General features: G+C 54.5%; 10 protein-coding genes and 1 pseudogene. 6 read left to right on the forward strand and 5 right to left on the reverse strand.

Going from position 1 to position 12405, the window contains the following annotated elements:
- Positions 1-441: 441 nt before the first annotated feature.
- Positions 442-885 carry a hypothetical protein gene (locus tag ACR0NN_RS23920; protein WP_170727906.1) on the reverse strand — a complete coding sequence of 148 codons (444 nt, stop codon included), beginning with the start codon at positions 883-885 and terminating at the stop codon, positions 442-444.
- A gap of 37 nt (positions 886-922) precedes the next feature.
- Positions 923-1291: an antibiotic biosynthesis monooxygenase family protein gene (locus tag ACR0NN_RS23925; protein ID WP_170727905.1), complete on the reverse strand. Its 369-nt coding sequence runs from the start codon at positions 1289-1291 to the stop codon at positions 923-925.
- Between the two features lie 103 nt (positions 1292-1394).
- Here ACR0NN_RS23925 and ACR0NN_RS23930 point away from each other — a divergent pair, with 103 nt between their 5' ends.
- Positions 1395-1865, forward strand: a complete 471-nt coding sequence (locus ACR0NN_RS23930; RefSeq protein ID WP_170727904.1) for a MarR family transcriptional regulator — start codon at positions 1395-1397, stop codon at positions 1863-1865.
- A gap of 154 nt (positions 1866-2019) precedes the next feature.
- Positions 2020-2152 (forward strand): annotated as a pseudogene (locus ACR0NN_RS23935) (integrase); the annotation flags it as partial.
- Positions 2153-2281: 129 nt separating this feature from the next.
- Here ACR0NN_RS23935 and ACR0NN_RS23940 read toward each other — a convergent pair.
- Positions 2282-3775, reverse strand: coding sequence for a tetratricopeptide repeat protein (locus tag ACR0NN_RS23940; RefSeq protein ID WP_170727903.1), 1494 nt, complete (start codon positions 3773-3775; stop codon positions 2282-2284).
- 94 nt (positions 3776-3869) lie between these two features.
- Between ACR0NN_RS23940 and ACR0NN_RS23945 the strand changes: the two genes are divergently transcribed.
- The gene (locus ACR0NN_RS23945) at positions 3870-4799 is read left to right on the forward strand and encodes a LysR family transcriptional regulator (RefSeq protein WP_170727902.1); all 930 of its coding nucleotides are present in this window, start codon (positions 3870-3872) and stop codon (positions 4797-4799) included.
- Positions 4800-5055: 256 nt separating this feature from the next.
- Here ACR0NN_RS23945 and ACR0NN_RS23950 read toward each other — a convergent pair whose 3' ends face one another.
- Positions 5056-5982 (reverse strand): SAM-dependent methyltransferase, encoded by a 927-nt coding sequence (locus tag ACR0NN_RS23950; RefSeq protein WP_170727901.1) that lies wholly within the window; start codon positions 5980-5982, stop codon positions 5056-5058.
- 479 nt (positions 5983-6461) lie between these two features.
- Positions 6462-7628 (reverse strand): M20 aminoacylase family protein, encoded by a 1167-nt coding sequence (locus ACR0NN_RS23955; protein ID WP_480685730.1) that lies wholly within the window; start codon positions 7626-7628, stop codon positions 6462-6464.
- Positions 7629-8062: 434 nt separating this feature from the next.
- Here ACR0NN_RS23955 and ACR0NN_RS23960 point away from each other — a divergent pair, with 434 nt between their 5' ends.
- The 3 genes from ACR0NN_RS23960 (at position 8063) to ACR0NN_RS23970 (ending at position 12405) form a co-directional block, all read left to right on the forward strand.
- Positions 8063-8869 carry a GNAT family N-acetyltransferase gene (locus tag ACR0NN_RS23960; protein WP_480685746.1) on the forward strand — a complete coding sequence of 269 codons (807 nt, stop codon included), beginning with the start codon at positions 8063-8065 and terminating at the stop codon, positions 8867-8869.
- Positions 8870-9536: 667 nt separating this feature from the next.
- Positions 9537-11276 carry an ABC transporter substrate-binding protein gene (locus ACR0NN_RS23965; protein WP_170727898.1) on the forward strand — a complete coding sequence of 580 codons (1740 nt, stop codon included), beginning with the start codon at positions 9537-9539 and terminating at the stop codon, positions 11274-11276.
- Positions 11277-11355: 79 nt separating this feature from the next.
- Entirely contained in the window at positions 11356-12405 is a 1050-nt protein-coding gene (locus ACR0NN_RS23970) for an ABC transporter ATP-binding protein (protein WP_170727897.1), read from the forward strand.

Consider the following 12405-nt stretch of genomic DNA (forward strand, 5'->3'; position numbering starts at 1 on the left):
AATCATGAACTGACTTTCGGCTGAATTACACCGGCCGCTATTCACTCTCTACGTTCTTGAGCGTCAATGGCAAAAAGTTTGCAACAGATCCCCTCTGGGTTCATCAGCACATTGCAGGAGATCCCAGCGGCGTTCTGAACTTCCGCAATCGACACGCCGCGCGACAGCGCAGATGCGGCGACACACATAACAGTTCCATTGCTCACCGTGTTCACGACGATATCTCCGCGCAAACGGTCCGGGTCAGAGTGTGACGAACCTCAAGACAGCTTTGCACAGCAAGGCTCACCTTGTAGTGCTCTGGATTCTGAAAAAACTGCGCCATCTCAACCCTCTGGGATTTCGTTGCTGAAACCAAGATGACTGCCGGAGCCTCAGATTCACAGGACAATTCCCGCCAAATGCCGGACAATATCCGCCAAAAGGGGGCATTTCGCGCCATCAGGCGGGGCGCCGAATTTTCCCGGTCATTCGCAAGCCATCACGAATATTCAAACCCATCATGATCAGGTTCGCTGCCCCGGCGATCAACTCAACCACCTGAACCATGTAAAAGGTGCTGTCGAGTTCGCCAGCGGCAGCCTTACCGGCCAGAAACCAGGCGGCCGGTACGAGGATCAGAAAACCATTCAACGCAATGATAGGCATTCGGGTTTTCTTGGCTTTCGTAAGCGCGTCTTTGCGTTTCCGGCCAATTGCCATGCCCGATCCGCCAGCGATGGCCATTACCGGGATGAGGATGAACATGCCTTTCAAGATCAACGCTTTGACAGTAGCGACTGTTTCATGGCTCGCAAAGAGTTCGCTGGTGGCCGTTGATGTCCAGAAGAGGAGGATCATCACAAAGCCGATGCCGCCCGCTATGGCGTGAATCTTTGTTTTCATTGCGGTTCACTTAAATTGCCTTTTGGAAAGGATTTCGTCAGGCTGTGCAGCAATTCGGCACCGCAACCTTTTCGAACAGGTGGGGTGCTGTCACAGCGCTTGAGGGATAGTGGCTGAGCTGCTGCTGAAACTCGGGGTTTGAAAACGCCGCGCGGAAGTCCGCAACAGAGTCCCAGATCGCGTAGTTCATATACATGCTGCCGTCACCAACGGCTTTGTGCAGTTGGGTGCTGATGTAACCCGGCTGCATTTTCATCCATTGGGCATCGCTCTTCCAGGCTTCAACGAGGGCGTCTTGGTCAACGGGATCGACTGTGAAGAGATTGACGAGAACGACGGGTCCAGCGTCGATGCCCAATTGCCGTTCAATGGGAAACTCAGGGTCGAGCGGTTTGAAACTAACCATTGCGGTACTCCTTGAAAGTAGCTTCATTTTGGTGTCATGTTGTCATATTTGGGAGACATCAAGCACAATGACAATATGTTGTCAAATGAAATGAGGAGTCGATATGCCTAACGAGCAAAGGACCGAAGCAGGAGAAGCCGTGACAACGCTGATACTGGATGTGTTTCGGCTGAACGGTCGATTGCAGCTTGCCGGTGATCGCCTCGTATCAGAACTTGGTCTGACAAGTGCCCGATGGCAGATCCTTGGCGCCATCGCCTATTCTGATCGACCGGAATCCGTTGCCTGGCATGCACGGACGATGGGCGTTCACCGGCAGGGCGTTCAACGCATCATCAATGAAATGAGCAAAGAAGGCATAGTGGAGATTCAGCCGAACCCACACCACAAGCGGGCACACCTAGTTGTACTGACCCAAATGGGGCAGGAGTTGTACGAAGCCGCAATTGCGAGGCAAATCCCATGGGTGAATGAACTCTCGGAAGGCCTGTCGCCAGATGATATTGCGACAGCGCAAAAGGTTGTTGTCCGTCTCAAGGCGCGTCTCGAAGAATCCACTACGCAACAAACCTAGAGCCCGACCCAAAGCTGACGCTTATACAGAGCGCAGCATCAGTTATTTTGGGCTCTCTGCGGACCTCGGAGGCAGCGCAGCAATCTTCTGATGTGGTGCCTCGTCAACATCGGGTTGTCGTTGTGGTTGTGCATGGTGGATCGGAGGATCAGCCATAGAAACCCCAAACTTTCCTGCCATTCGCGCTTCGTCCAAGTTGGAACAAAGGACGTATCGTTGGCCAAAAACGACCGCTGAAGCCAAAGCATGTCTGGGCGATCCGAATTCGAATTGAACTAGCCGATAACATCTCGACTGTGCACATAGTTTGCGGCAGTTTCCTCAGTTTGGGGCTGATACACGGCAAAATCCCGTCAAAGCAGACGTTCAGCATGCGGCGAAGAAGAAGCTCCTTCTAGGTGATAGACAAGATCGCTTCACTCGCCTGATGTCTCAGAAATCCCCGCAAGCGATCTGCGACGGTTAGGAGAAATCGCCAAAGCGGCACTATAGGCCTTGATCGCGGCTTCAGAGTCCCCGAGTAGCCTCAACATGTCACCCAATTGCTCGCCTACCGGAAGAACATGGCTGGGTGTGACTGGCGCTTTTCCGACGGAGTCCTCGATTTCGGCAGACTCCTCCATCATTTTAAGCGCAGCGTCAGTGCTACCTGCTTCATAGGCCAACCACGCTTCGATTGCACCGCTTTGTGCTTTGGTCAACGTTTCCCAGTACCCCATTTTGCGCTCGGTCATGATCCCGCTCAGTTCGGCGAGGCGGTCGAGCGCGGCCTTTGCACCGTCTGCGTCGCCATTGCGTGCAGATCCAAGACCCTGTGCAAAGGCCACAATCGCAAGTGCATGCGGGTAGCGTCCCCATTCGAGTCCTTCATATGGTATGTCCGGGAGCGCAGCTGCAGCATCCCAATCCTGCTGCTCAAGCACGAGGCGCGCAGGTGCGGCGGCAACAGCATAGGCCGTGCCGAAAACGTCATGCATTTTGGGCGTGCCAAGCAATGTATCGACAGTCTCAGCCGCTGATTCAAACTCGCCCATTTGCAATAACGCATAGGTGAGGTAATCGAGCGCATGGGGATAGTGGTTGGACACCGTTCCACCAATCATAGGCTGGGCCAGAACCGCGGCAGCGGAACGTCGATTGAGGTCTGCGGCTTCTTTCCATCGGCCAAGCCGCGTCATTATGTGCGACGGCATGTGCAGTGCATGTGGGTTCTCAGGCGCGAGTTCGAGGTATGATTGCACGTATGGAAGAGCCGTTTCGGCAAGCGGCGGGTGGTCATATGCATGAATCAAGTAATGCAATGCACCAGGGTGCTGAGGCACGGTTTCGTGAAGGTCCTCCAAGAGAGACCCGGCTTCGCGTTGAAGCGCAAAGGTCTGGTCCGATGGGGGCGCGACAGCCAGCATTGCCAAAGCCGCGAAGGCTGCGGCGTCAGAGTTGTCCGGAAAATCAACGTAAAGTTTGCGTTGTTTCTCCGCCCAGGCAGCTTTGCGTTCGGGATAGGCCTTAAGCTCAGCATCATAGAAGCTTGAGACCGCAGCTAAGTAAGCCTTTTCCAAAGATGTGGGGGCATCGAGACCGGCAGCCTTTGCTATCGCCGCTAGGCCATTTTCCCGTTCTTGCGGCGATTGAATACCCGGCCAAAGAGGATGAAAATTGCTCATTGCAATGCCCCACTGAGCCATTGCGCAGGACGGATCCGCCGCAGCGGCGGCTTCAAAATGCGACTCGGCCATTCGGTACATCATGTGGTGCAACAACAAGGTGCCCTCGGTCACCTCATCTTGCGCGGCATCATTGCAGCTCACAGGAAAGTCGATTTGGCCTAAACGTTGATCGCTGTTTTGCGCCAAGACAGTGGAGCTCAGCAGGTAAAGGGCAAGCGATCCGGTCAGAATACAGCGTTTCATGGCATATCTCCTTGTCTATGAAAGACAGGGTAGAGAAAATCGACACGTCAAATTATGCTGATTTTGGGTAACTGTTATTTGAAATGAGGAACAATTGGACAGACTGACCTCGATCCGAACATTTGTCGCGATCGTCGAACATGGCTCTCAGACCGAGGCGGCGCGACGACTCGGACGATCGCAATCATCAGTTGTCAGGAGCCTCGGGGATCTGGAGAAAGCGCTGGATGTGCAACTCCTGACCCGCACCACGCGGCGCTCGGCCCTAACGCCCGAGGGAGAGCAGTACTTTCACGATTGCAAACGTATTTTGGGGGAAATTGAGGCGGCGGAAGAACGGGTTCGTGAGCAACGGGCGAGCCCCAAAGGGCAAATAAAGCTGACGGCCCCAGTAGAGTTCGGAAACCTGGTGTTGGCACCAACGCTTTTAGCTCTGCAATCAGAACTCTGCGAACTTCATTTAAAGGTCGACCTAACTGATCAACCGCTAGATTTGGTTCGCGGGGGGTATGACGTCGCCGTCCGAATTGGCGAATTGGAGGACAGCGGAATGATCGCGCGCAGGATTGGGAGCATGCCATCCTTCGTCTGCGCAGCGCCATCGCTGATTGCAAAGGTTGGTAAGCCCGCTGATCCTCATGAACTGGCTGACTTACCATGCGTCGGTGTCGATATCGCCAAAAGACGTTTTGGTTTGGCATGGAAGTTCAATGAACGCAGTGGGGAACCTTTCATTGTTCGCCCCAATCCCGCATTTGTAAGCGACAGCGTTGCTCTTGCTCGTACTGCATGTCGCGCGGGTTTAGGATTTGCGGCTTTCTTCGGCTACCAGGTCGCCAGCGATCTGCGTGACGGAACCTTGGTCAAAGTAATTAATAGCGGCAACCCAGAGCGCCCGATCAACTTGCTATGGCCTCAGCAACGCCCAATGCCGAAGCGTCTGCATGCTGTGCTACGAAGAATTCAGACCGGAGTAGCTGAAGAGTTGCGTTGGATGCGAGAAGTCTGGCGTAACTTGGATTAGGCCGAATTTATCGGGGCGGCGCGGCCCGTTCCTGCCATTCGACCTTGGTCACCGTTGCTGCGACGCGGCCCGTCAGAGGAGACATTCGCCGCGAGCGCAAAAACGGGGGCCGGTCGAACTCACAGTCAGCGAGCATTGCGGCCGTTCTTTGCACCACTTTAAATGTCCGCAGTGCCTATTTCGTGGTACCAACGGAATGAAACAGCTATCCAATACTTGATGAAATACGCCATCACAATTCGCTGTTTCGCAGAGCTCAATCAGGCTTCAACTGACAAAGAGAAAACGAAGAGGCATCAAGTTGTTTCATGGGAAAGTCCATCATCTCGGCGCTTAGGCCGAGCGCTGCAATGTAGTCGCCGATACGCGCACTACCAAAAAGGTGGTCGAGTACCGAAAAGCCCTGCTCAGAAGCAAAGCCGGATACCTCGTCGGGAGTAACATTGAACAGGAACGGCTCTCCCGCCCCCGCAACGGCAATTCCGATGCCGTCTCTTTCGCCCATCGAATGGGAGGCACTGGCCGTGGACGCATAACTCGTCAGGAATCGGGTCGCAGGCGACCGGTTGGACCTAACCATCTGATAGACCTTTGCGACCTCAGCAGGCGGAACATATTCCAGCGAGACTTCGGCGATGAATACGGTGCCGGCGCTGTGGTCGTAGCCGAGTTTCAAAAGTTTATTCAGCGTCGTTTCCCGGGCAAAATCCACTGCGGTATATCGGATATTAGGCGGAACACCGAAATTGCGGGAAATCAGCACGCGTTTGGCGGCTATCGTTTCAGGTCGATCAACTTCGAAAACAGGGACTTGGCTATACCTGCCGGACAAGCGCAGCCCAATTGTGTCAAGCCCGGAACCAAGGACTACGATTTGTTGAGCGCCGTTGGCCACAGCTTGTTCGGCCAGGCTCTGCATGAAAGTCTTGCGCCACAAAACGTGGGCGACAAGTCGCCGAGCTATACCATTTTCATCTGCGAAAGTGAGCACGGATGGCCAGTCGGTCAATCTGTCTAGAATGCGCTGACCATCGACCGCCCCTTCAGCAAACAGCCGCTCTGAAAAAGGATCGTAAAAGACATCGCGATAGGCCGGATTTCTATTCACCATCGCGCAAAAGGCACAGACGCCAAGAGCCGTTCGGCTCAAGCCAGGTTGGGCTGTTTCCGGGACGTAGAACACGGCGATTTCCCCACGAATCTATTACCATAAAGTTTTTGAGATCATCTATTCTAGTCCGAGTCAAAGACGGGTGGTCTACTCCGGTGAAGCTTCCAATGCCTTGATTGAGGCTTGCAGGTCCTGAAAAGATTGCAAAAATTGCTGTTCTGGAGCCCATTACTTCATGGCGACGTCTGTTCACTATCTGGACTGTTCTACTTTTCGGACATTCGAGCAATGCGCAGCATTCGACACATTGGGCTCTTTGCCGACCTCAGTACAACAGCAGCACAAGTCCCTGCCCTGTTCTCTACGATATTTCCAAACGGCCCATAGCAGACTTTGAGCACTTCGTTGGATTTCTGCAACCGCGGCCCACATTGCTGCCGTTCGCCGCGCGAGAAAAATCAGTCGCTTAACGAATTCACAGATCGCGGACAAAGCTTCAATTCGCGGCGGCGGCACCAATGTCAATTCCGGCAATCGGACTTCCGTGCGGGTCAGATCGCTAACTGTTGCTCAACAATTGTAGCAAAGTACGCGCAGCCATAAGCGAGTGCGTCATCATTGAAATCGAAGGCTGGGTTGTGCAATGCCGCGCTATCTCCGTTGCCGATAAACATGAAATTGCCCGGACGTTGCTCAAGCATGAAAGAAAAATCCTCTCCACCCATGGTTGGCGTTCGGTTGCCGTCAACTGACTCGGAGCCCACCAGTTTGGAGGCTGCATCAATAGCAATGTCGGTTTGTTTCGGGTCGTTTTCCGTCACCGGCAAATCGTCAATGTAATTGAAATCGATATCCGTACCCGTCATGGACGCTACACCCGCGCAAATGTCGTACATCCTTTGTTTGCCCAAAGCACGTGCCTTGCTGGATAGGCTGCGCACGGTCCCTCTGATCTCCGCTGTCTCAGCGATGATGTTATCTGCATTCCCCATGTGGATTTGCGTGATTGAAACGACGTGTTGTGCCGACGCATTTATTGAACGCGACACAATCGTCTGGAAACCTTGGATGATCTGAGCAACGGCAATGGCCGGGTCGTGACCCTCGTGTGGAAAAGCTGCATGGCAGCCTTTTCCAGTTATTTGCACTTCAAATAGGTCCGCAGACCCCATTATGCCTCCCGGGCGAGTAGAGAAATGGCCGATGGGCAGACCAGGAGACGTATGAAGCGCAAAAACGCTTTGAATACCAAAACGATTCATCAGACCATCCTGAACCATGGCGAGGCCACCGCCTTCCGCCTCTTCCGCAGGTTGGAAAATTAAAACCGCAGTTCCATTGAAATTACGGGTCTCGCTCAGATAGCGCGCAGCGCCCAGCAGCATCGTTGTGTGCCCATCATGCCCGCAGGCATGCATTCGGCCTTCTATTTTTGACGCGTAAGGGAGATTTGTCTGCTCCTGCATGGGCAATGCGTCCATGTCCGCGCGTAAGCCAATCACTTTGTTACTTGCCGTACTTTCGCCTTTTATCACGGCAACGACGCCTGTTTTCCCAATACCAGTATAAACTTCGTCGACACCCATCTCATGCAAACGCTCAGCAACCAAACCGGCGGTTCTATGAACGTCGAATGTGATTTCCGGATGTGCGTGAAAGTCGCGACGCCATTCAAATAGTTCAGTTAGCTGCGTGTCAAAAACTTCAGTGTGAACCATTGGTCTGCCCTCAGAAATGACTATAAACGACATGATGCTACACAAAAGCGATCATGATCAATTGGCGGTTCTTCGGTAGCCTTGGGGCTCACAGCGGTCATGCGGCGGTTCGGCGGGCCAAAATCAGTCTACTTGTACATGCCTTGGTGGGCTGAGCGGGACTGAGCCGACACCGAATGAATGCCGGTTGCGGCCAGCACTAGTTTTGAACTTGGCCTTCACACGAGCTTAACCATTGTACTCTCGGGGACACAGAAATTGCGCTGGCACTACGGTATTGCGCTTTTACTTGACATAATCAAGTAATTCTATTTTGCTTGAATTTATCAAGTAAATGGAATTGCAGAATGGATCACATCTCGACAATTCGCGCCTTCAATCGGTTCTACACACAGAGAATGGGTTTGTTCTCACCCGACTACGGCGGTAGTGGAATGAACCTCACAGAACTGCGGGTTTTCTATGAGATCGGAGTGCAAAATGGCTCAACTGCCCGGTTGATCGCCAATGCCCTGGACCTCGACGAAGGCTATGTCAGTCGTATCTTGAAGAACTTTGAGCGATCCGGATGGATTCTAAGAAAACCTTCTGAACATGATGCACGGCAAAAGGAACTTCATCTTACTGAATCTGGGCACCAGAAGTTTAGCGAGCTTGTCGACCGGATGGCGCTTGAGGTCCACAAGCGATTGGATGGGGCAGATGCAGGGCGCGTCGCCCGGGCTTTGGAGCAGGCGGTGAGATCATTTGACCTGCCGGGTCCAGTCGAATTTCGCGATTTAACCCCAGGCGACGCCGGATGGGTCGTCAATCGGCACGCCGAGACCTATTACACAGATTATAAATTTGATTACCGCATGGAGATGCTCGTCATGCAGATCCTTGCGGCTTTTTTGCCGATCCAAGGCATTGATGGAAACCGCGCCTTTATTGCTCATAGCGGCGAGACGCGGCTTGGATCAATTTTTTGCATGAATACAGAAGAACCCGGCGTCGCGAAACTGCGATTGTTCTTTCTGGAACCCGAGGCCCGCGGAATGGGCTTGGGCAAGCGTTTAATGACGATCTGTCTGAATCACGCGCGTGCATCAGGGTTCAAACGCATGACGTTAATGACCCACGAGACACAGGTAGTCGCACGCGCGCTCTACGCTAGATTCGGATTCACTTTGACCGAGCGCATTTCCGGATATCACTTTGGCAGTGAGAGCGTGCAAGAAACCTGGGACCTCACACTTTGATCTCACGACTGGGCTATACGCTAAGTGCAGCCGCGCATAGACAACCACACATCCGCTGTACGGCGTCGCTTGAGCAAAATGGGCTCACCACCGAACTCGGAGGCGCAGCACGTGCATGAATTGTAATGCTCGCTTGGGTGAGAACGGCCCTTACCGGTCATCGGTCGGTGCTCGCCTTAGTTGCGCTGCGGCCCGTCAGACCGGACTTTCGCTGCGACCGCAAAATCTAAGGGACCATGAACTCAAAGATCGCGGACAAAGCGTCGGTTCGCTACGGGCGCTCGAACGGCAGTTGCTGGCGGATCGCGAAAGCTGCCCCTTGCAGGTCAAGCGGGATGATAATCTTTCGTTGCAATTGCAAGCAGGCTAGTTGGACTTTGAAGTTGGCAGACGTCAGCCTTGTATTTCACCCTGTTCGCATTTGAGCAGCGGGTGTTATACCAGCTCAAAAATTTGTTTTTGCGATGCTTTCGGCACCTACGGATACGAGTTGATTGAACCAAGTTTCAATCTTACGTATTTCGACAATAAAAATTATGTGTATTATCATGCACTTATCAAGGCAAAGCGTTATTACTAAAATTTTAGTTTGACAGCCGCGCCAAATATCACCGATGCTGAATGCCATCCGGTCCGCGCCGGATCACTTAATCTTGGGAGGAGACAGATGCGGAGACATCTACTTTCCGCAGTGGCGGCAGCGGCCGTCATTGCGGGGCACGGTCCTGCTTGGGCCGACGAAGCCGCAGCACAACGTTGGATTGACGACGAATTCCAGCCATCGACCTTGTCGAAGGACGAACAGTTGTCCGAAATGAAGTGGTTCATCGAAGCTGCACAACCGTACTCAGGCATGGAAATCAATGTCCTGTCCGAGGGTATCCCGACGCATTCTTATGAATCCGAGGTTTTGACAAAGGCGTTCGAGGAAATCACAGGGATCAAGGTCAATCACCAGATTCTCGGCGAAGGTGAAGTGGTTCAGGCTGTTCAGACTCAGCTACAAACCGGACGGAACCTGTATGACGGCTATGTCAACGACAGCGACCTGATCGGAACACATTCGCGCCTTCAGCTGGCCTATCCGCTGACAGATATGATCGAAGGCGACTGGGCAGCGACAACTTCGCCGACGCTGGATCTGGATGACTTCATGGGCATTCAGTTCACCACCGGCCCAGACGGTAAGTTGTACCAGCTTCCAGACCAGCAGTTCGCCAACCTCTACTGGTTCCGCAAGGATTGGTTCGATGACGAGGACAACAAGGTCGCGTTCAAAGAAAAATACGGCTATGATCTGGGCGTTCCGGTCAACTGGTCGGCCTATGAGGACATTGCTGAATTCTTCACCAATGACGTGAAAGAAGTCGATGGCGTCGCGATCTATGGCCACATGGACTATGGTAAGCGCGCGCCTGACCTCGGATGGCGCATGACTGACGCCTGGCTGTCGATGGCTGGTGCCGGTGACGTAGGCGAGCCGAACGGTGTACCCGTCGACGAATGGGGCATCCGCATGGAAGCGGGCACCTGTAACCCTGTCGGTGCGTCCGTGTCGCGTGGTGGTGCTGCAAATGGTCCGGCTGCGGTCTACGCGATCCGCAAGTGGGATGAGTGGCTGCGGGCATATGCGCCTCCGGGGGCTGCGTCCTATGACTTCTACCAGTCGCTGCCGGCACTCAGCCAGGGCAACGTGGCCCAGCAGATCTTCTGGTACACCGCCTTTACCGCAGACATGGTAAAGCCGAAGTCCGAAGGCAACAACACTGTGGATGACGAAGGCACGCCGCTGTGGCGGATGGCGCCTAGCCCGCACGGCCCGTATTGGGAGGAAGGCCAGAAGGTTGGTTATCAGGACGTGGGTTCCTGGACCTTCCTGAAGTCGACCCCCGAGGATCGTGCTCAGGCTGCCTGGCTTTATGCCCAGTTCGTGACGTCCAAAACTGTTGACGTGAAGAAGTCCCACGTGGGACTGACCTTCATCCGCGACAGCTCGGTCAACCATGAATCGTTCACCGAACGCGCACCCAAGCTCGGTGGTCTGGTAGAGTTCTACCGCTCGCCCGATCGTGTGGCATGGTCGCCGACCGGCATCAACGTGCCGGATTATCCGAAGCTGGCCCAGATCTGGTGGCAGCAGATCGGTGACGTGAACTCGGGCGCCTTTACCCCGCAAGAGGCGATGGACCGTCTGGCCGAGGAAATGGACATCACCATGGCCCGGATGCAGGCCGCGGATGAAAGCGCCGGTGTCTACGGTGGCTGTGGCCCGCGCCTGAACGACCCGCAGGACCCTGCCTTCTGGCTGGAAAAAGCGGGCTCGCCCAAGGCCAAGTTGGAGAACGAAAAGCCGCAAGGCCAGACCGTCAACTATGACGAACTGGTCAAGCGCTGGCAGTCTCAGTAAGCCCTAGCCACCGGGGATGCCGCTTTAGGCATCCCCCACGACCACAGTGCACCGCACTGAAGGACCGGAACCCACGGACATGATCGAACTTCAAGACGCGACCAAAAGGGTCGGCAACGTCATCCATATCAAGCCCACCGACCTGAAGCTGCAGACCGGCCATTTCAACGTGCTGCTGGGCGCTACAGGATCAGGCAAGACCTCTCTGATCAAGATGATGGCCGGGCTGGACCCGATCGCCTCGGGCAAGGTCTTGATGGACGGTCAGGACGTCACCAAACTGAACACGCAGAAGCGGCAGATCAGCCTGGTGCATCAGTTCTTTGTGAACTACCCGCATATGACCGTGTTCGACAACATCGCCTCTCCGTTGCGCGTTGCGGGCATGGCAAAGTCCGAGATCGAGGGCCGCGTGGAAGAAGCCGCCGATCTGCTTCAACTGCGCCCGATGTTACACCGCCGCCCACACGAGTTGTCGGGTGGGCAACAACAACGCACCGCGCTGGCTCGTGCGATTGCCAAGGAAAGCCGCGCGGTTTTCCTCGACGAACCGTTGGCAAACCTAGACTACAAACTGCGCGAAGAACTCCGCGAGCAATTGCCCGACCTATTCGCAGGACGTGGCGCAGTCGTGGTATACGCGACATCGGAACCGGAAGAGGCGCTTTTGCTGGGGGGCTACACAGCACTGATGGAGGACGGCCGCGTCACTCAATTTGGCCCGACCGCTGATATCTATCGAAACCCAGAAAACATCGCCGCCGCGCGCGTGTTCTCTGACCCACCGATCAATGTGGGTCGCATAACCATCTCGGACGCACAGGCCCAGTTGGCAGGCGGCGGCGGATGGGCGGTCTCGGGCATTGCGGATGGGGATTACATGGTCGCCGTGCGGCCGCATCGCGTGACACCTTTCCGAACGTCGGATGCAGATGTGGAATTAACGGGCCGCGTGATCGTTACCGAGCTGTCAGGCTCGGATTCCAGCGCACATTTCCAGCATGGGGATGATGCTTGGGTGTCACTTGCTTCAGGTGTCCACCTCTATCAGGTGGGCGAGGATCACAGTTTCTATATGAACCCGGCCCATTGCCGGTATTTCGGCCAAGACGGCAAAAGGGTGGCCTGA

The sequence above is a fragment of the Ruegeria sp. BA2 genome (genome assembly GCF_056539605.1).